Raw genomic sequence first — 17,193 nt, 5'->3', positions numbered from 1 at the left:
CGATCAGACTTTTTCCACGATGAGCGCGATGCCTTGGCCCACGCCGATGCACATGGTGCACAGCGCGTAGCGCCCACCGGTGGTGTGCAGGCGGTTGATGGCGGTGGTGACCAGGCGCGCGCCACTGGCGCCCAGCGGGTGGCCCAGGGCAATGGCGCCGCCCCAGGCGTTGACGCGCTGATCGTCGTCTTTGAGGCCCAGCATGCGCAGCACGGCCAGGCCCTGCGCGGCAAAGGCCTCGTTGAGTTCGATCACGTCCATCTGGTCGAGCGTGAGGCCGGTGAGGGCGAGCACCTTCTCGCTGGCCGGTGCCGGGCCAATGCCCATCACACGCGGTGCCACACCCGCAGTGGCCATGCCCACCACGCGGGCCTTGGGTGTGAGGCCGTATTTGGCGGCGCTGGCTTCGTCGGCCAGGAGCAGGGCGCAGGCGCCGTCGTTCACGCCACTGGCGTTGCCCGCGGTCACGCTGCCGTCGGGGCGGACCACGCCCTTGAGCTTGGCCAGCGATTCCAGGCTGGTCTCGCGCGGGTGCTCGTCCTGGCTGACGATGACCGGGTCGCCCTTCTTCTGCGGAATGGTCACGGGCACGATCTCGCGCGCCAGGTGGCCGGCCTTCTGCGCCGCCACCGCCTTGAGCTGGCTGGCCAGGGCCATGCGGTCCTGCGCCTCGCGCTCGATCTTGTAATCCACCGCCACGTTCTCGGCCGTCTCGGGCATGGAGTCGACGCCGTACTGCGCCTTCATCAGCTTGTTGACGAAGCGCCAGCCGATGGTGGTGTCGTACACCGCATTGGCGCGGCTGAAGGCGCTCTCGGCCTTGGGCATCACGAAGGGCGCGCGGCTCATGCTTTCCACGCCGCCGGCAATCATCAGGCCCGCTTCACCGGCCTTGATGGCGCGCGCCGCGCTGCCCACAGCGTCCATGCCGGAGCCGCACAGGCGGTTGATGGTGGCGCCGGGCACGTCGATCGGCAGGCCGGCCAGCAGCGCGCCCATGCGGGCCACGTTGCGGTTGTCCTCGCCGGCCTGGTTGGCGCAGCCGTACAGCACGTCGGCCACGGCGGCCCAGTCCACCTGGGCGTTGCGCTCCATCAGCGCCTTGATCGGCAGGGCGGCCAGGTCGTCGGTGCGCACGCTGGAGAGGGCGCCACCGTAGCGGCCGAAGGGGGTGCGGATGGCGTCGCAGATGAAGGCTTGTTTCGTCATGGGTCGTTCTACGTTGAGCGTTGAGGGTTGGGCGTTCGGCGTTGGGCGTCAGGCTGGGGGCAGGATCGGCAGGCCGATCAGGGACTGCAGTTCGTCGAGGCTCAGGCCGTCGACGGCGTCGATCAGCCTCAGGCCCTGTGGTGTGCATTCGAGAGTGGCCAGGTCGCTGTAGATGCGCTTGACGCAGCCGATGCCGGTGAGCGGGTAGCTGCACTGGGCCACCACCTTGCTCTCGCCCTTCTTGGTCAGCAGGTCCATCATCACCCAGGTCTGTTTGGCGCCGATGGCGAGGTCCATCGCACCGCCCACGGCCGGAATGCTGCCGGGCTCGCCGGTGCTCCAGTTGGCCAGATCGCCGGTGGCCGAGACCTGAAAGGCCCCGAGCACGCAGATGTCGAGGTGGCCGCCGCGCATCATGCCGAAGCTGTCGGCGTGGTGGAAGTAGGCACCACCGGCCAGCAACGTCACCGGCTGCTTGCCGGCGTTGATCAGGTCGTAGTCCTCCAGCCCTGCGGCGGGCGCCGGGCCCATGCCGAGGATGCCGTTCTCGCTGTGCAGGATTACCTCGCGCCCGGCCGGGATGTGGTTGGCCACCAGCGTGGGCTGGCCGATGCCGAGGTTCACGTAGGCGCCATCGTGAATGTCCAGCGCCACGCGCTTCGCGAGTTCGTCCTTGGTTCTGCGGGTGTGGCTCATGCGGCCTCCTTGAAGCCACCGGCCTGCGTGACGGTGCGCGGCACTTGCACGACGGCACTCACGTGAATGCCGGGGGTGACGATGGTCTCTGGGTCCAGCGTGCCCAGTTCGGCGATCTGAAACACGCTGGCGATGGTGCGTTTGGCCGCCGTGGCCATTACCGGCCCGAAGTTGCGCGCGGCCTTGCGGTAGACCAGGTTGCCCCAGCGGTCGCCGCGCTCGGCCTTGATCAGCGCCACGTCGCCGTGGATCGGGTACTCCAGCACATAGGGTCGGCCGTTGATGACCCGCGTTTCCTTGGGCGAGCCGTCGGCGTTCTTCGCCAGGTCAGTGCCGTAGCCGGTGGGCGTGAAGAAGGCGCCGATGCCCGCGCCCGCGGCGCGCAGCCGCTCGGCCAGGTTGCCCTGCGGCACCAGTTCGAGTTCGAGCTGGCCGCTGCGGTACAGGCCGTCGAACACATGGCTGTCGGCCTGGCGCGGAAAGCTGCAGACGATCTTGCGCACGCGACCGGCCTTGAGCAGGGCGGCCAGGCCGTGGTCGCCGTTACCGGCGTTGTTGTTCACCACGGTGAGTTCGCGCGCGCCACAGTCGATCAGGCCGTCGATGAGCTCGTTGGGAATGCCGGCGGTGCCGAAGCCGCCAATGAGCACGGTGGCGCCGTCGGGCACACCGCGCAGCGCCTCGGCGACCGAGGCAGCGAACTTGTTGATCACGGGCTTGTCTCCATCGGAAGTGAATGTTCTAATGTCGAACAGTTGTTCGATTGACGAATCATTCTAGGCGCTCGCCCCCAACCATGGCAACCCGTGCCCGTCGCGCACCCGACGCCCCTACCCCTGGCGATGGCTACGTGCAGTCCTTCGCCCGCGGGCTGGGCGTCATCCGCTCGTTCAACGCGCAGGCCAGCCAGCAGACGCTGTCGGAAGTGGCCGAGCGCAGCGGCCTGACCCGCGCCGGCGCACGCCGCATCCTGCTCACGCTGCAGGCGCTGGGCTATGTGAGCACCGATGGCAAGCACTACGCGCTCACCCCGCGCATCCTGGAGCTGGGTTTTGCCTACCTCACGTCCATGCCGATCTGGAACCTGGCCGAGCCGGTGATGGAGCGCCTGGCCGACGCGGTGGGCGAGAGCTGCTCGGCCGCCGTGCTCGACGGCAGCGACATCATCTACGTGCTTCGCGTGCACACCCACAAGATCATGGCCATCAACCTCAACGTCGGCACACGCTTGCCGGCGTACTGCACCTCGCTGGGCCGGGTGCTGCTGGCCGGGCTGGACGACACCGAGGTCAAGGCGCGGTTGAAGGCCAGCGACATCCGCGCCAACACGCGTCACACCGAAACCGATGTGGACGAGATCCTGGCCCGTGTGCAGCAGGTGCGCCGTCAGGGCTGGTCATTGGTCAATCAGGAACTGGAAGAGGGCCTGATCTCCATCGCCGCACCGGTAAAGAATCGCGCCGGGCAGGTCATCGCTGCGCTCAATGTGTCAGGGCAGGCCAACCGCACCTCGGCCACGGTGATGAAGGAGCAGTTGCTGCCGAAGCTGCGGGCGGCGGCGGACGAGGTGTCGGGGTTGCTGGGGCGAGGGTGAGGTGTGGCAGCGCGGGGCGGACGTGTTTGCTGCTGGTCACTTTGCGTTCCACTCATGGACGGAGACCGTCGATGATCCTGTGGTGTGGACGGGGTCGGAGAACGCGATCGCGCTGGCTTCGTCCAGGTTGGCCGCCTTGATCACGTAGGCGCCGCCGGACTTGTCGGTGAACGGGCCTGCCAGAACTAACACCGCTTGCGCCCGCAGTTGATCGAGAAAGGCCCCATGGGCCTCGATGACCGAGGGTTGAAACTGCGGCGTGCGAATGGTCATGACGAGATAGAGACTGGGCATGCGGGTCGCCTGGGTCGTGGGGTGGATGAAGGTGGCGTCGGGGCGCTTGTCCGGGCGTCAGGGTAGCTGGGAGCAGGGGCAACGTCCATCGCGATGGCGAGTCGGTTGTTCGCACCGACTTGCTGGGGTGGCCCAGATTGTTCCTTGCAGGAGACGATGTCTGAAAAACTGATTTCCGCCCGTCGGGTTGCGGGCCGGGGGTGGCCTTGCACACACTCGGCCGCCTCGACAAACACAACAGGAGACAAGCACGTGAGCCAATCACTGGGATGGATCGGCCTGGGCCGCATGGGCGAAGCCATGGTCAAGAAGCTGCTGGCCGCCGGGCACGGGGTGCAGGTGTGGAACCGCACGCGCAGCAAGGCCGACCCGCTGGCCGAGTACGGTGCCAAGGTGGTCGACAACAAGCTCGACCTGGCCGGCTGCGACACCATCTTCACCATGGTCTCGACCACCGACGACCTGAAAGAGGTGCTGTTCGGTGCGGGTGGCGTGATGACGGGCACCAAGAAGCCCAGGACCGTCATCGACAGCTCGTCCATCTCGCAGGAAGGCTCCGCCGAGATCCGCGCTCAGCTGGAGGCCATGGGCGTGGCCTACCTGTGCGCGCCGGTGTCGGGCAACGCCAAGGTGGCCAAGGCCGGCAAGCTGCTGCTGGTGGCCTCGGGCCCCAAGGCGCTGTACGACGCCAACGAAAAGTACCTGGCCGCCATGTCGCGCAAGGCCATGTGGGTGGGCGAGGGCGAGCTGGCGCGCGTCTGGAAGATCGCGCACAACACCATGTTCGGCGTGATCATCCAGAGCCTGTGCGAGATCACCGTGCTGGCCGAGAAGGCGGGCATTCCGCGCCACGTCTTCCTCGAGAGCATCAACGACTCGGTGCTGGGCAGCATGTACACGCGCTACAAGACGCCGGTGCTGACCAAGCTCACCTTCGAGCAGGTGACCTTCACGCCCAAGCTGCTGCTCAAAGACATGGACCTGGGCCTGGGCGCCGGCAAGGCGCACGGCGTGCCCATGCCGTCGGCCGCGGCCACGCGCGAGAGCATTGCGCGGCTGGTGGGCCGTGGCCACGATGACGTGGACTTCGCCATCCTGCTCAAGGAAACCGCCAACGACGCGGGCCTGCAGATTGCGCCGCTGAACGTCGACGTCAGCGACGGCCTGAGCAGCTGAACGCCATGACCCAGCGCACGCTCATCCGCGGCGCCAGCATCGTCACCATGGACGCGCAGGGCGACCTGCCCGTGGGTGATCTGCTGGTGGCCGGCGACACCATCGAAGCCATTGCACCGCGGCTGCTGGTCGACGACGCCCAGGTGGTCGACGCCACCGGCTGCATCCTGGTGCCGGGCTTCATCAACGCCCACATGCACACCTGGCAGACGGCGCTGCGCGGCGTGGCCGCCAACTGGACGCTGCTGCAGTACTTCAAGAACATGCATGCCGGCCTGGCCACCGTGTTCGCGCCCGAAGACCTGCACATCGCCACGCTGGTGGGTGCGCTCAACCAGCTCAACTGCGGCACCACCACGCTGGTGGACTGGTGCCACAACAACCCCACACCGGCGCACAACGACGCGGCGGTGGACGGGCTGCTCAAGTCCGGCATTCGCGCGGCGTTCTTTCACGGCACACCCAAGCCCGACCCCAAGCCGGGCCAGACGCCGTTCTGGGAAGTACCGCACCCGCGCGCCGAGGTGGAGCGCCTGCTGAAGGCGCACACCGGCCAGCCGCTGCTGAGCGTGCACGCCGCGGTGCTGGGCCCGCACTACAGCACGCTGGACGTGGCGGTGCACGACTTCCGCATGGCCAAGGAGCTGGGGCTGATCGCCTCGCTGCACCAGGGTGGCGGGCCGGCCCGCACGCCCGACGGCTGGGAGAAGCTCGAAGCCCTGGGGCTGCTCGGCGAGCAGATCAACATCGTGCATGGGCACGCGCTCACCGACGAACAACTCAAGCGCTTCTGCGACCTGGGCATGAGCTTCTCGGCCGCGGCCGAGAGCGAGATGTCGCAAGGCCACGGCCACCCGCTCACCGGGCGCTTGCGTGCGCTGGGCCGCGCGCCCTCGCTGGGCGTGGACCTGGAGAGCGTGATGAGCGGCGACATGATCAGCCAGGCGCGCATTGCGCTGGGCATTCAGCGCAGCCTGGACAACGTGGCTTATCGCGCGGCGCACGGCACCATCCCCGACACCTCGACCATCACCACACGCGAGGCGCTGGCCTGGATCACGGTGGAAGGTGCGCGCATGCTGCAACAGCTTCATCGCATCGGCACGCTGGCGCCGGGCAAGCAGGCCGATCTGGTGCTCATCCGCGCCGATGACTTGAACATGCAGCCGGTGCACGACCCTGTGAGCGCGGTGGTGTTCCAGGCCTCGCTGGCCAACATCGACAGCGTGATGGTGGCCGGCCAGTGGCGCAAGCGCGGCGGCCAGCTGCTGGGCGTGGACCTGCCGCCGCAGATGCAGGCCCTGCGTGCCTCGGGCGAGAAGATCACGCGTGCCATGGGCATTGGCGCGCCGCAGGGGGTGCCAGCATGAAGGTGCATGTGATCGGTGTCGGCAAGATGGGCCTGCCCATGGCCCGCCACCTGCTGGCCGCGGGCCATGCGGTGAGCGTGGAAGACCCATCGGCCGAGCGACTGGCGCTGGCGCGCGAGGCGGGTCTGACGGTGAGCGATGGCTTGCAAACGGCGGAGGTGATCGTCTCGTCGCTGCCGCACGATGGTGCGCTGCTTACCGTGGGCGAGCGCGTGGCGGGCGGCGCGTCAAAGGGTGCGGCCTGGATCGACACCAGCACGGTCTCGCCCGCGGCCTCGGCGCGCGTGGCCGAGGCGTGCGCCAAGGCGGGTGTGCAACACCTGCGTTGCACCGTCTCGGGCAACAACCACATGGCTGAGGCAGTGCAACTCACGGTGATGGCCTCGGGCCCCAAGGCGCTGCATGAGCAACTGCTGCCACTGCTGCGCTGCTGGGGCCCCAACCACTTCTGGCTGGGCGAGGCCGAGCAGGCGCGGCTGATGAAGCTGGTGGTCAACCTCATGATTGCGCAGACCAGCGCCATGCTGGCCGAGGCCCTGAGCCTGGGGCAGAAGGGCGGCCTGGCCTGGGACGACCTGTGGACCGTGATCGGCGCGAGCGCCGTGGCCTCGCCCATCGTCAAGGCCAAGAGCGTGCAGCTGTCCAGGAACGACTACACGCCCACCTTCACCGTCGGCCAGATGAACAAGGACATCGACCTGATCCTCGGCGAGGGCGCGCGCCTGCAGGTGCCACTGACCCAGACCGCAGCCACGCGGCAACTGATGGCGGCGGCGCAGGCGCAAGGCGATGGCGAACTGGACTACGCGGCCATCATCCGCGTGATGCAACGCGCATCAGGACTGCCCACCGATTGAAAGAAGGAAGCGCATGCGATCGTTCGTCTACCAGGGTCTGCCCAGCCGCGTGGTGTTTGGTGCCGGCGCACTGGCGCAATTGCCTGAGGCCATCGCCGCCATGGGCGCGCAGCGCGCGCTGGTGCTGTGCACGCCCGAGCAGCGCGCCAGCGCCGAGCGCGTGGCGCAGTTGCTGGGGGATCGCGCCGCGGGCATCTTCGACGGTGCGGTGATGCACGTGCCGATCGAGACCGCCCGCGAGGCACGCGAGGTTGCCAATGCGCTGGGCGCCGATTGCGCCGTGGCCATTGGCGGTGGCTCCACCACCGGGCTGGGCAAGGCCATTGCGCTCGACTCGGGCCTGCCCATTCTGGCCATCCCCACCACCTACGCGGGTTCGGAGATGACGCCGATCTACGGCATCACCGAGGCCGGGCTGAAGAAGACCGGCAAGGACATGAAGGTGCTGCCGCGCAGCGTGCTCTACGACCCCGAGCTCACCCTGAGCCTGCCGGTGGGTTTGAGCGTGACCAGCGGCATCAACGCCATTGCCCACGCGGCCGAAGGCCTGTATTCGGCCGAGGGCAACCCGGTGATCGACCTGATGGCCGAAGAAGGCATTGCCGCCATCGGGCGCGCGCTGCCACGCATCGTGGCCGACCCCAAAGACGTTGAGGCGCGCGGCGATGCGCTCTACGGCGCCTGGCTGTGCGGCATCGTGCTGGGCTCGGTGGGCATGGCGCTGCACCACAAGCTGTGCCACACGCTGGGCGGCAGTTTCAACCTGCCGCACGCCGAGACACACACCGTGGTGCTGCCGCACGCGCTGGCCTACAACGCGGCCGCCGCGCCGCAGGCCATGCAGCGCATTGCGCGCGCCCTGGGCCGCAGCGATGGCAACGCCGCGCAGGCGGTGTACGACCTGGCCAAGGCCAGCGGCGCACCGGTGGCGCTGCGCGACATCGGCATGCCGGGTGATGGCCTGGACCGTGCCTGCGACATCGCCCTGCAGAACCAGTACCCCAACCCCCGCCCGCTGGAGGCCGCGGGCATCCGGCGCCTGCTGGGCAACGCCTACGAGGGTGCGCGACCGAACTGATCGGGCACGGGCAGCGCCTGGAGCTGCTCGACGATGGCCTGTCGGGCCGCGTCGTCCAGGGTGAGCCCGATGTGCCCGCTGCCGGGCACCACCCGCACCGGCCAGGTCTGTGCGGCCGCTTGCACCACCGCGGCAAAGCGATCGGCGTGGAAGGCTTCGTCGGCGGCGCCGACCACGATTGCGGTCGGGCGGCGCACGCTGCGCAGCTCGGCCATGAAGTCGGGGCGCGGCCGGAAATTGGTGGCGAGGTTGTAGTCGTAGGCCTCGGTCAGGCGGGTGCGCGAGTCGTCGTCGAGTGCAAAGCGCGTGACCGTGAGGTGGTTGAAGCGGTGAACGCCCAACGCGTTGAGCACCGTCAACGCCACGATGCGCGGCACCCCGACCGACACCCAGCCGCCGCTGGCCGGGCGCTGCGTGGGCGAATCCTGGCTGAGGAAGGGCGCCAGCAGCAGGTAGCGCTGAAAGCGTTCGCCGCTGGGCCCACTCGCGTAGCGCAGGGCGAACCCACCACCCGATGAGAAGCCCATCAGGCTGGCGGGCAGGGCCGGCCGCACGGCGTCCAGAAAATCGTCGATGTCGTGGTCCAGCTGCCCGACGTAGGCGATGCGGCCCTTGGGGCCCGATGCGCCGTGCCCCCGCATGTCCAGTGCGAACACCTCCTGCCCGGCGGCGGCCAGGGTCATTGCCAGCGGGTGCAGGCTCTGGCTGCTGGCCGATGAACCGTGCACCAGCACCACGCTGCCCTGTTGTGCACCGCGCGCGGCGTAGCGCCGGTAGGCGAGCTGGGTGCCGTCGCGGGCGCGGAATTCCGCCAGCGCCGGCAGCGCCGAGAGGTCCATGCCCTTGAACGGCGTGTGAATGCTGGCCATGGGGGCCGGCACCTTGGGGCCACCGAAGGCAATGGCCGCGCTCAGCAAGGTGGCCACGATCAGCGCGGCAACCAGCGTGGTCAGGACGAGTCGAAGCAGGAGTGGCATGGCCGGACCCTACACCACGCGCCGCGCAAGTTCACATCGGGTGCGCCTGGCCATAGGCCTTCACCGCCTCGACAAAGCGGCGCAGGCGCGCCGGCTGGAAACGCGCGTACGGATAGACCAGCTGCACCGGCAAGGGCGCGGCGGCCCACTCGGGCGCCAGGTGCAGCAACTGCCCGCTGGCCAGCTCGTCGGCCACCAGCCAGGCCGACACCAGCGCGGCGCCCAGCCCGGCCAGCGCGGCGCTGCGCAGGGCATACAGGCTGTCGGTGCTCAGACGCGGCTCGATCGGCAAGGTGTGTGCCTGCCCCGACGCCACATGGTGCAGGGCCACGCGGTCAAGGTAGAAGGTGCGCAGCGCCAGCCAGGGCAGGGCCTGCAGTTCGTCGGGCGTGCTTGGCGGGCGCTTGCGCCCCAGCAGCGATGGCGCACCCACCACGATGCGGGGCAGTTGGTACAGCGGCAGCGCCACCAGCCGTGGGTCGTCGATGTCGCCCACCTGCACCGCGCAGTCGAAGCCCTCGGCCTCGTAGTCGGGGCGGCGGTCGCTCAGCAGCCACTCCACCCGCACCTCGGGGAAGGCGCGCATGTAGCTCGCCAGCGGCTCGATCAGCTGACCCTGGCCGAGCGCATGGGGCACCAGCACCTTGAGCGAGCCGCTGGGCGCCAGGCGCGCACCCCCCAGCGTTTCCTCCATGGCCTGCCATTCCTCGATGAGGGCGCGCGCCATGCTCAGGCAGCGTTCGCCGTCTGGCGTGAGCGAGGCGGCGTGGGTGGAGCGGTGCAGCAGCCGCACACCGAACAGGCGCTCCAGCGCCTGCAGGCGCCGGCTCACCGTTGGTTGCGTGGTGTTGAGCCGCTCGGCCGCGGCCGACAGGCTGCCGCCTTCAGCAATGCGCACAAAGGTCTGCAGCAGTTCGATGCGATCGGTGGACGGTGCGGCGGTTTTCATGCAGATGGCGTATGGAGCTTGTGCGCGCCGCAGTCTATCCCTGCGTCTTTGCCAAGAGAACAATCGGGTCATTCCCAACGTTCAGCCGAGATTCTTCATGTCCGCCATTCATACGACGCATGCCACCGCCCCGGTGGCGCCCACGTCCACCGCACTCACCGTGCTGCTGGCCACGGGCGCCGGCCTGAGCGTGGCGTCGATCTACTACAGCCAGCCCATGCTGCCCGCCATCGCGCGCAGCCTGGGCGTGGCCGACAACGCCGTGGGCACCATCCCCATGCTCACCCAGCTCGGCTACGCGGCCGGCATCCTGTTCCTGATTCCGCTGGGCGACCGCTTCGATCGCCGCAAGGTCATCCTGGCCAAGGCGGTGTTGCTGGCGTTGAGCCTGCTTGCCAGCGCGCTGGCGCCGGGCCTGCCCACCCTGCTGGCGGCCAGCCTCGCGGTGGGCCTGATGGCCACGCTGGCGCAGGACTTCGTGCCGGCGGCGGTCACCCTGGCGCCGCCCGAGGCGCGCGGCAAGGCGGTGGGCGCGGTGATGACCGGGCTGCTGCTGGGCATTCTGTTGTCGCGCGTGGTGGCGGGCGGGGTGGGGCAGGTGGCGGGCTGGCGCACCATGTTTGTGGCCGCCGCCGTGGGCGCCTTGCTGCTGGCCCTGGCGGTGCGCGCCTGGGTGCCGTCGTTTGCACCCACCACGCAGCTGGGCTACCGCGCGCTGCTGGGCTCCATGCTGGCCTTGTGGCGCCAGTACCCCTTGCTGCGCCGCGCGGCGGTGGCGCAGGGCATCATTTCGCTCGGCTTCAGCGCCTTTTGGTCAACGCTGGCGGTGATGCTGCATGTGCGCTTCGGCCTGGGCAGTGCGGTGGCCGGTGCGTTTGGCCTGGCCGGTGCGGCCGGTGCGCTCGCTGCGCCCATCGCTGGGCGCTGGTCCGACCGCTACGGCCCGCGGCGCGTGGCCATCGTGGGGGCGGCCGTGGCCGCCGTGTCCTTCGCGGCCATGGCCGGCATGGCCTGGCTGCCTGCGGGCGCGCAGATGGCCTTGCTGGTGTTGTGCGCCATCGGCTTCGACTTCGGCGTGCAGGCCACGCTCATCGCGCACCAGAGCACCATCTACAGCCTCGACGCCGAAGCGCGCAGCCGCTTGAACGCCTTGCTGTTCACTGTGATGTTCGTGGGCATGTCCAGCGGGGCACTGCTGGGTTCGCTGGCCTTGGCGCACGGCGGCTGGGCGGCCATTACCGCGCTGGGCGTGCTCAGTGCGGCGGGTGCGGCGTGGTGGCGCTGGCGGGGTTGACCCGGCGGGTCAACCTCAATCGGTGGGCGGCAGCCGCGGCACCGACAGCACGCGGTCGAGTTTGTCCTCGATCTCGCCCAGGTTGGCAGACAGCGACTGCACCGTCTCGTCGAAGCGCTCGGTGAGCGCCTGCTGATTGCTGGCGGCTTGCGCATCGATGGCCTCGCGCGCCGAGGCCTGCGCAATCGCCATGCGGTCGCTCAGTGCGTCGATGGCCTGGCGCAGTTCCACGAAGCGTGAAGCTTCGGCCTTGTCAGCCAGCTCGCGCTGCGCGGCCAGTTCCTTGGCGGTGCGGCGCGTGTCCATCAGGGTGCTGGCCTGCTGCATCACGATCACCACCATGAACAGCGCACTGACCAGCGCCACCGTGCCCAGCAGGATCAGCCCCAGCGGCGCCTGGATCTCCGTCACACCCAGCGACAGGGTGGTGGGCTCCAGGAAGGCGGACAGGTTGAGCAGGGTGAACAGCGCCAGCAGCACCCAGACCACCACGATGGACATCGATCTCAATTGCATGGGGTTCTCCTGAGGTGATTGGGTGATTGGGTGATGGGGGTTCCAGCAAGGCTCAGTACACGGCAAACCGCCCGGTCCACTTGCGCTCGTAGTCCATCTTGGCGAAGTGGCCCGCCATGAAGTCGATGAAGGCGCGGACCTTGGCGCTGAGGTGTTTGCGGCTGGGGTAGGCGAGGTTGATGGTGAGGTGGGGCAGGTCCCAGTCCTCGAGCACGGGCACCAGGCGCCCGGCCACGATGTCGTCGTAGACGATGTAGCTGGGCTGGATGAGGATGCCCATGCCGTCGAGCGCGGCGGCGCGCACGATCTGGCCGTCGTTGGTTTCGAGCAGGCCGCGGATCTGCACCGTGCGCTGCTCGTTGCTGACCATGTGCGTGAAGCGCAGCTCGTTGGGTGTGTTGGCGTGCAGGTAGACCAGCAGCTTGTGGCGCTGCAGGTCGTCGAGCACCTTGGGGAAGCCGTGCTTGGCGAGATAGCCCGGTGAGGCCGCCAGCACGCGGCGCGTTTCGCCCAGGCGGCGGATGGTGATGTTGCTGTCGGGCTCGACCTCGCGGGTGCGGATGGCGACGTCGATGTTGTTGTCGATGATGTCGAGGTAGCGGTTGGCGGCCTCGACGTGCACCGTGACGTTGGGGTAACGCTCGGTGAACTCGCGCAGCAGCGGCGCGATGTGGTGCATCGAAAAACTCAGCGATGCCGTCACACGCAGCGCGCCGGTGGGGTTGAGTGCGGCGGCGTTGACGTCCGACTCGGCGTCGCGCAGGTCACTGAGGATGTTGCGCGCGCGCTGGAAGAACTCCTGGCCCGTGTCGGTGAGGTAGAGCCGGCGCGTGTTGCGCTCCACCAGCCGCACACCCAGGCGTTCTTCCAGGGCCGCCAGGTGCCGGCTCGCACTGGCGTTGGAAAGGTTGAGCGCCTCGGCGGCGCGCGAGAGGCTGCCGGTTTCGGCCACCTGCACGAAGAGTTCGATCTCGGTCCAGCGATCCATGGGCGATGCGGTGGTTGTCTCCGGGTTGTCCCTGATGTTGTTGCACCGACCGGAAAAGTCTTTTCGGTTGCGGGCATTTGTTTTCCATTTCGAGCCGCCTACATTCTGCCGCCATGGTGGCACCCCGGTGCACCGAATGGAGACAAGACCGTGCGCAACCTCAATCAGGACAACATCACGCAGGCGGTGATCGCCCGCCTGGCCGGCACGCCCGATCCGCGGCTCAAGCAGGTGCTGACCAGCCTGGTGCAACACCTGCATGCCTTCGCCCGCGAGGTCAAGCTCACCGAAGCCGAGTGGGCCTACGGCATCGACTTCCTCACCCGCGTGGGTCACACCTGCACCGACCAGCGCCAGGAGTTCATCCTGCTGTCCGATACGCTGGGTCTGTCGATGCTGACCGTGGCGTTCAACAACCAGAAGCCCGCCGGCTGCACCGAGGCCACGGTGTTCGGCCCCTTCCACGTGGAAGGCGCACCCGAAGTGCCGCACGGCGCCGATGTGGCCAATGGCGCGCCGGGCCAGCCCTGCGAGGTCAGTGGCCATGTGCGCGGCCCGGGTGGCGAGGCGGTGGCCGGTGCGGTCATCGACGTCTGGCAGGCCGACGCCGATGGTCTGTACGACGTGCAGCGCGAAGGACTCGATCACGCCCAGGGCCGTGCCGTGCTGCGCAGTGGTGCCGACGGCGGCTTTCACTTCAAGACCGTGGTGGCCGAGCCGTACCCCATTCCCGATGACGGGCCGGTGGGCGAGATGCTCAAGGCCACCAAGCGCCACCCGTGGCGCCCGGCCCACCTGCACTTTCGCATCCAGGCGCCGGGCTACCAGACGCTGGTGACGCACGTGTTCCGCAACGGCGACCCGTACCTGGATTCGGACGCCGTGTTCGGCGTGCGCAGTTCGCTGCTGGCCGACTGGGTGCAGCAGCCGGACGGCCGCATCACCCTCGACTTCGACTTTGTGCTGGCGCCCGCCGTGACCGCCAGCACCACAACGGGCAAACCCGTGGCAACCCAGTCGGCCTGAGCGCCGCAGACAACAGGAGACAACACATGACGATCCGCAAACGCGCCTTTGTGGCCACCGCGCTGGCCGCCGCGATGATGGCCGCCGGCCTGGGCACCGCCCACGCCGAGCAGACCTTCAAACTCACCATCGCGTCCAGCCACCCCACGGCATTGCCCTGGGTCGGCCTCATGAGCAGCCTGTTCGTGCCCGAAGTGAACAAGCGTGTGGAAGCCCTGGGCAAGGGCTACAAGATCGAGTGGAAGGAAGCCTACGGCGGCCAGCTCTACAAGATGAACGCCACGCTCACCAGCGTGTCGCAGGGCATCGCCGACATCGGCTGGGTGTTCGCCAACCTCGAAGCCGCCAAGATGCCGCTGACGCAATACGCCACCGTGGTGCCCTTTGCCACCGGCGACGTGCGCACCGTGCTGCAGGTGGCCAACGAGATGAACGAGAAGGTGCCCGCACTCAAGGCCGAGTGGGACAAGAACAACCTGGTGTTCCTGGGCGCCAGCGGTGTGGACACCTACCACCTGTTCACCAAGACGCCCATCAACACCTACGCCGATCTCAACGGCAAGAAGATCTCGGCCCCGGGTGCGGTGGGCGTGTGGCTGCGCGGCTCGGGCGCGGTGCCGGTGGACGGCTCGCTCACCAGCTACTACACCGACATCCAGACCGGTGTGAGCGAGGGCACGATTTCGATCTCCACCGGCATCCTGCCCAACAAGATCTACGAAGTCGCGCCCTATGTGACCACGGCCGACATCGGTGCCCTCTACAACGGCGGCATGGCCATGAACAAGGACAGCTTCAGCGCGCTGCCGCCCGAGGTGCAGAAGATCGTGAAGGAGGTGGGCCTGGAGTACTCGCGCGTGCTCGGCGACACGCTGATGCAGCGCTATGAAGCCGCGCTCAAGGCCATCGGCGAGCAAGGCGCCAAGCAGGCCGTGCCGGTCAAGATCGCGCCCATGGCCCCTGGCGAGCGCGAGAAGTGGGCCAGGACCATGCCCAACATCGCGGCCGACTGGGCCAAGGCCAATGCCTCGCGCGGGCCGGCGGCGCAGATAGTCAAGACCTACCTGGAAGAGCTGCGCAAGCGCGGTGCGAAGCCGCTGCGCGACTGGGACAAAGAGCTTTGATCTCCCCCCGCGCGGCCGCAGGCCGCACCCCCCTGGGAGGGGGGCGTTGCCAGAGGACCGGCAAAGCCGGATCCTCGGCAACCCCGGGTTGGCGGGCGTGTGAGCCCGCGGCTTCTTTTTCCTTCGCCTGCAAAGGGCTCGACCCATGAGCTACGAAACCAACACCGACCTCGATGCCGCGCCAGCGCCGACGGCACCGTCCAGCCCGTTCGGCCATCTGGTCGATGCGCTCAACGGCCTGGGCTCCATCGTGATTGCGCTGGTCATGGTGCTGATGTGCGCCGACGTGTTCATGCGCAATGCGTTCAACCAGCCCATCGACGGCGTGGCCGAGATGGTGGCAGCGTCCATCATCGTCATCGTCTTCCTGCAACTGCCCAGCACCTTGCGCCATGGGCGCATGAGCCGGGCCGACCTGTTCCTGGACCCCTTCATGCTCAAGCGTCCGCGCGCCGGCATGCGGCTGCGCGCGCTGTTCTCGGTGGCGGGCATCTTTGCCTGCGGCGTCATCGCCTACGCCACCTGGCCGCTGTTCGTGCGCGCGTGGAGCAACAACGAGTTCTTCGGCGTCGAGGGCGTGTTCACCTTTCCGACCTGGCCGATGCGCATTGTGGTGTTCGTGGGCGCTGCCCTGGCGGCGGTGCAGTACCTGCTGCTGGTCTGGCAGGACCTGCGCGACAGCGCGAAGCAACCCACGCAAGGAGGCCACTGATGTCCGACCTGACGCTGGGCTTCATGGCCATTGGGGTCATGCTGGTCTTCATCGTGCTGGGCATGCACATCGGCATCGCCCTGATCATCACCTCGTTCGCCTCGGTGCTGGTGATGCGCTCGCCCGAGATTGCGGCGCGCTTCGTGGGCGCGGCCGCCAACGACGCGATTCGCGACTACCTGTTCGGCGTGGTGCCGTTGTTCGTGCTCATGGGCATGTTCGTGAGCGTGAGCGGGGTGGGGCGCGACACCTTCGACGTCTTTCAGTGGTTGTTGCGGCGACTGCGCGGCGGGCTGGGCCTGGCCACGGTGGGCGCCAACGCGGTGTTCGCCGCCATCACCGGCATCTCGATCGCATCGGCCTCGGTGTTCACCAAGGTGGCCGTGCCCGAGATGATCCGCCATGGCTACACGCCGCGCTTCTCGGTCGGCGTGGTGGCGGGCTCCTCTGTCCTGGGCATGCTGATTCCGCCGTCGTTGTTGATGATCATCTACGGCGTCATTGCCGAGGAATCGATCGGTCGCATGTTCCTCGCGGGCGTGTTCCCCGGCCTGGTGCTGGCGGGCCTGTTCGCGCTGCTGATCCTGGTGTTCGCCTACCTGATGCCGGGCAAGATCTTTCAGGGCGGCGTGCAGCGCAGCGAAACCGATCACGACGCCGAGACCTGGGGCAGCGCTGCCATCAAGTTCGTGCCCATCCTGCTGCTGGTCACGCTGGTGCTGGGCGGGCTGTACAGCGGCTTCTTCACGCCGACCGAGGCTGGCGCCGTTGGTGCCGCCGGCTCGTTCGCGATTGCGCTGATCCGCCGCCGCCTGACCTGGCGCAAGCTGTGGAGCGTGCTGACCGAGACCGGCTACGTGTCGGTGGCGGTGCTGTTCCTCATCGCCGCCGCCTCGCTCTACAGCCGCATGCTGGCACTCACCGGCATGCCGGCGGCCATCACCACTGCCATCACCGAGATGGGTCTGGGCCCCTGGGGCTTTCTGGTGGCCTACCTGGCCATCGTGATTGCGCTGGGCTGCATCATCGATTCGGTCTCGATCATGTTGATCATGCTGCCCATCGTGCTGCCCATCGCCAGCAGCTTCGGCATGGACCTGATCTGGTTCGGCGTGCTGACCGTGCTGGCGGTGGAAATCGGTCTGCTCACACCGCCCTTCGGTGTGTCGGTCTACACGGTCAAGAGTGCGCTCAACAACCCGGCCATCACCATCCGCGACATCTTTGCCGGCACCTTCCCCTTCGTGCTGGTGATGGTGCTCACGCTGGTGGTGCTGGCCATCTTCCCGGGCCTGTCCACCTGGCTGGCCCGCATGTGAACCCAGGGAGTTGC

General features: G+C 68.2%; 18 protein-coding genes. 10 read left to right on the top strand and 8 right to left on the bottom strand.

Annotated features, from left to right (window positions below; genetic code table 11):
• Nucleotides 1-3: 3 nt before the first annotated feature.
• The 3 genes from pcaF to KF871_RS11655 are packed head-to-tail and all read right to left on the bottom strand — an operon-like array spanning nucleotide 4 to nucleotide 2,618.
• Complete coding sequence (gene pcaF / locus KF871_RS11665) at nucleotides 4-1,209, bottom strand: 3-oxoadipyl-CoA thiolase (protein ID WP_291142364.1); 1,206 nt, start codon at nucleotides 1,207-1,209, stop codon at nucleotides 4-6.
• 48 nt (nucleotides 1,210-1,257) lie between these two features.
• Nucleotides 1,258-1,905 carry a 3-oxoacid CoA-transferase subunit B gene (locus KF871_RS11660; protein WP_291142361.1) on the bottom strand — a complete coding sequence of 216 codons (648 nt, stop codon included), beginning with the start codon at nucleotides 1,903-1,905 and terminating at the stop codon, nucleotides 1,258-1,260.
• Entirely contained in the window at nucleotides 1,902-2,618 is a 717-nt protein-coding gene (locus KF871_RS11655) for a 3-oxoacid CoA-transferase subunit A (RefSeq protein ID WP_291142359.1), read from the bottom strand. The genes KF871_RS11660 and KF871_RS11655 overlap by 4 nt, the downstream gene beginning before the upstream one ends.
• Before the next feature lie 83 nt (nucleotides 2,619-2,701).
• On the opposite strand from KF871_RS11655, the gene KF871_RS11650 reads away from it, so the two are divergent.
• Complete coding sequence (locus KF871_RS11650; protein WP_291142357.1) at nucleotides 2,702-3,499, top strand: IclR family transcriptional regulator; 798 nt, start codon at nucleotides 2,702-2,704, stop codon at nucleotides 3,497-3,499.
• 36 nt (nucleotides 3,500-3,535) lie between these two features.
• On the opposite strand, the gene KF871_RS11645 is transcribed toward KF871_RS11650, so the two are convergent.
• A complete protein-coding gene (locus tag KF871_RS11645) occupies nucleotides 3,536-3,772 on the bottom strand; it encodes a YciI family protein (protein ID WP_291142355.1) in 237 nt (78 codons plus the stop codon).
• 114 nt (nucleotides 3,773-3,886) lie between these two features.
• On the opposite strand from KF871_RS11645, the gene KF871_RS11640 reads away from it, so the two are divergent.
• Genes KF871_RS11640 through KF871_RS11625 form a run of 4 tightly spaced genes read left to right on the top strand, consistent with a single transcriptional unit; the run spans nucleotide 3,887 to nucleotide 8,274 of the window.
• Complete coding sequence (locus tag KF871_RS11640; protein ID WP_367172052.1) at nucleotides 3,887-4,969, top strand: NAD(P)-dependent oxidoreductase; 1,083 nt, start codon at nucleotides 3,887-3,889, stop codon at nucleotides 4,967-4,969.
• Nucleotides 4,970-4,974: 5 nt separating this feature from the next.
• Nucleotides 4,975-6,339 (top strand): amidohydrolase family protein, encoded by a 1,365-nt coding sequence (locus KF871_RS11635; RefSeq protein ID WP_291142350.1) that lies wholly within the window; start codon nucleotides 4,975-4,977, stop codon nucleotides 6,337-6,339.
• Nucleotides 6,336-7,196, top strand: coding sequence for an NAD(P)-dependent oxidoreductase (locus KF871_RS11630; RefSeq protein WP_291142347.1), 861 nt, complete (start codon nucleotides 6,336-6,338; stop codon nucleotides 7,194-7,196). Before KF871_RS11635 ends, KF871_RS11630 begins: the two co-directional genes overlap by 4 nt.
• 13 nt (nucleotides 7,197-7,209) lie before the next feature.
• A complete protein-coding gene (locus KF871_RS11625; RefSeq protein WP_291142344.1) occupies nucleotides 7,210-8,274 on the top strand; it encodes a maleylacetate reductase in 1,065 nt (354 codons plus the stop codon).
• Here KF871_RS11625 and KF871_RS11620 read toward each other — a convergent pair.
• Nucleotides 8,250-9,251, bottom strand: a complete 1,002-nt coding sequence (locus tag KF871_RS11620; RefSeq protein WP_291142341.1) for an alpha/beta fold hydrolase — start codon at nucleotides 9,249-9,251, stop codon at nucleotides 8,250-8,252. The two genes, KF871_RS11625 and KF871_RS11620, sit on opposite strands and share 25 nt — an antisense overlap.
• A gap of 31 nt (nucleotides 9,252-9,282) precedes the next feature.
• Entirely contained in the window at nucleotides 9,283-10,200 is a 918-nt protein-coding gene (locus KF871_RS11615) for a LysR family transcriptional regulator (protein ID WP_291142338.1), read from the bottom strand.
• Between the two features lie 97 nt (nucleotides 10,201-10,297).
• On the opposite strand from KF871_RS11615, the gene KF871_RS11610 reads away from it, so the two are divergent.
• Entirely contained in the window at nucleotides 10,298-11,494 is a 1,197-nt protein-coding gene (locus KF871_RS11610) for an MFS transporter (RefSeq protein WP_291142336.1), read from the top strand.
• Nucleotides 11,495-11,509: 15 nt separating this feature from the next.
• Here the strand turns inward: KF871_RS11610 and KF871_RS11605 are convergent, their stop codons facing one another.
• Nucleotides 11,510-12,010 carry a LapA family protein gene (locus tag KF871_RS11605; protein ID WP_291142333.1) on the bottom strand — a complete coding sequence of 167 codons (501 nt, stop codon included), beginning with the start codon at nucleotides 12,008-12,010 and terminating at the stop codon, nucleotides 11,510-11,512.
• Between the two features lie 52 nt (nucleotides 12,011-12,062).
• Nucleotides 12,063-12,998: a LysR family transcriptional regulator gene (locus KF871_RS11600; RefSeq protein ID WP_291142330.1), complete on the bottom strand. Its 936-nt coding sequence runs from the start codon at nucleotides 12,996-12,998 to the stop codon at nucleotides 12,063-12,065.
• Nucleotides 12,999-13,148: 150 nt separating this feature from the next.
• On the opposite strand from KF871_RS11600, the gene KF871_RS11595 reads away from it, so the two are divergent.
• From KF871_RS11595 to KF871_RS11580, 4 genes are all read left to right on the top strand, one after another.
• The gene (locus KF871_RS11595) at nucleotides 13,149-14,024 is read left to right on the top strand and encodes an intradiol ring-cleavage dioxygenase (RefSeq protein WP_291142328.1); all 876 of its coding nucleotides are present in this window, start codon (nucleotides 13,149-13,151) and stop codon (nucleotides 14,022-14,024) included.
• Between the two features lie 26 nt (nucleotides 14,025-14,050).
• Nucleotides 14,051-15,148, top strand: a complete 1,098-nt coding sequence (locus KF871_RS11590; RefSeq protein ID WP_291142326.1) for a C4-dicarboxylate TRAP transporter substrate-binding protein — start codon at nucleotides 14,051-14,053, stop codon at nucleotides 15,146-15,148.
• Nucleotides 15,149-15,293: 145 nt separating this feature from the next.
• Nucleotides 15,294-15,860, top strand: a complete 567-nt coding sequence (locus KF871_RS11585) for a TRAP transporter small permease subunit (protein ID WP_291142323.1) — start codon at nucleotides 15,294-15,296, stop codon at nucleotides 15,858-15,860.
• Complete coding sequence (locus tag KF871_RS11580) at nucleotides 15,860-17,179, top strand: TRAP transporter large permease (protein WP_291142320.1); 1,320 nt, start codon at nucleotides 15,860-15,862, stop codon at nucleotides 17,177-17,179. Before KF871_RS11585 ends, KF871_RS11580 begins: the two co-directional genes overlap by 1 nt.
• The last annotated feature ends 14 nt before the right edge of the window (nucleotides 17,180-17,193 follow it).

This window comes from Hydrogenophaga sp. (genome assembly GCF_019635465.1).
Classification (GTDB): domain Bacteria; phylum Pseudomonadota; class Gammaproteobacteria; order Burkholderiales; family Burkholderiaceae_C; genus Hydrogenophaga.
This window is presented reverse-complemented; position numbering and strand designations above follow the sequence as displayed.

Bases quoted from the DNA above. Each gene is read 5' to 3' on its own strand.
- KF871_RS11610 (WP_291142336.1), top strand. From the start codon at position 10,298: ATGTCCGCCATTCATACGACGCATGCCACCGCCCCGGTGGCGCCCACG.
- pcaF (WP_291142364.1), bottom strand. From the start codon at position 1,209: ATGACGAAACAAGCCTTCATCTGCGACGCCATCCGCACCCCCTTCGGC.
- KF871_RS11580 (WP_291142320.1), top strand. From the start codon at position 15,860: ATGTCCGACCTGACGCTGGGCTTCATGGCCATTGGGGTCATGCTGGTC.
- KF871_RS11590 (WP_291142326.1), top strand. From the start codon at position 14,051: ATGACGATCCGCAAACGCGCCTTTGTGGCCACCGCGCTGGCCGCCGCG.
- KF871_RS11615 (WP_291142338.1), bottom strand. From the start codon at position 10,200: ATGAAAACCGCCGCACCGTCCACCGATCGCATCGAACTGCTGCAGACC.
- KF871_RS11660 (WP_291142361.1), bottom strand. From the start codon at position 1,905: ATGAGCCACACCCGCAGAACCAAGGACGAACTCGCGAAGCGCGTGGCG.
- KF871_RS11630 (WP_291142347.1), top strand. From the start codon at position 6,336: ATGAAGGTGCATGTGATCGGTGTCGGCAAGATGGGCCTGCCCATGGCC.
- KF871_RS11650 (WP_291142357.1), top strand. From the start codon at position 2,702: ATGGCAACCCGTGCCCGTCGCGCACCCGACGCCCCTACCCCTGGCGAT.
- KF871_RS11600 (WP_291142330.1), bottom strand. From the start codon at position 12,998: ATGGATCGCTGGACCGAGATCGAACTCTTCGTGCAGGTGGCCGAAACC.
- KF871_RS11585 (WP_291142323.1), top strand. From the start codon at position 15,294: ATGAGCTACGAAACCAACACCGACCTCGATGCCGCGCCAGCGCCGACG.
- KF871_RS11640 (WP_367172052.1), top strand. From the start codon at position 3,887: ATGGCGAGTCGGTTGTTCGCACCGACTTGCTGGGGTGGCCCAGATTGT.
- KF871_RS11635 (WP_291142350.1), top strand. From the start codon at position 4,975: ATGACCCAGCGCACGCTCATCCGCGGCGCCAGCATCGTCACCATGGAC.
- KF871_RS11645 (WP_291142355.1), bottom strand. From the start codon at position 3,772: ATGACCATTCGCACGCCGCAGTTTCAACCCTCGGTCATCGAGGCCCAT.
- KF871_RS11620 (WP_291142341.1), bottom strand. From the start codon at position 9,251: ATGCCACTCCTGCTTCGACTCGTCCTGACCACGCTGGTTGCCGCGCTG.
- KF871_RS11625 (WP_291142344.1), top strand. From the start codon at position 7,210: ATGCGATCGTTCGTCTACCAGGGTCTGCCCAGCCGCGTGGTGTTTGGT.
- KF871_RS11605 (WP_291142333.1), bottom strand. From the start codon at position 12,010: ATGCAATTGAGATCGATGTCCATCGTGGTGGTCTGGGTGCTGCTGGCG.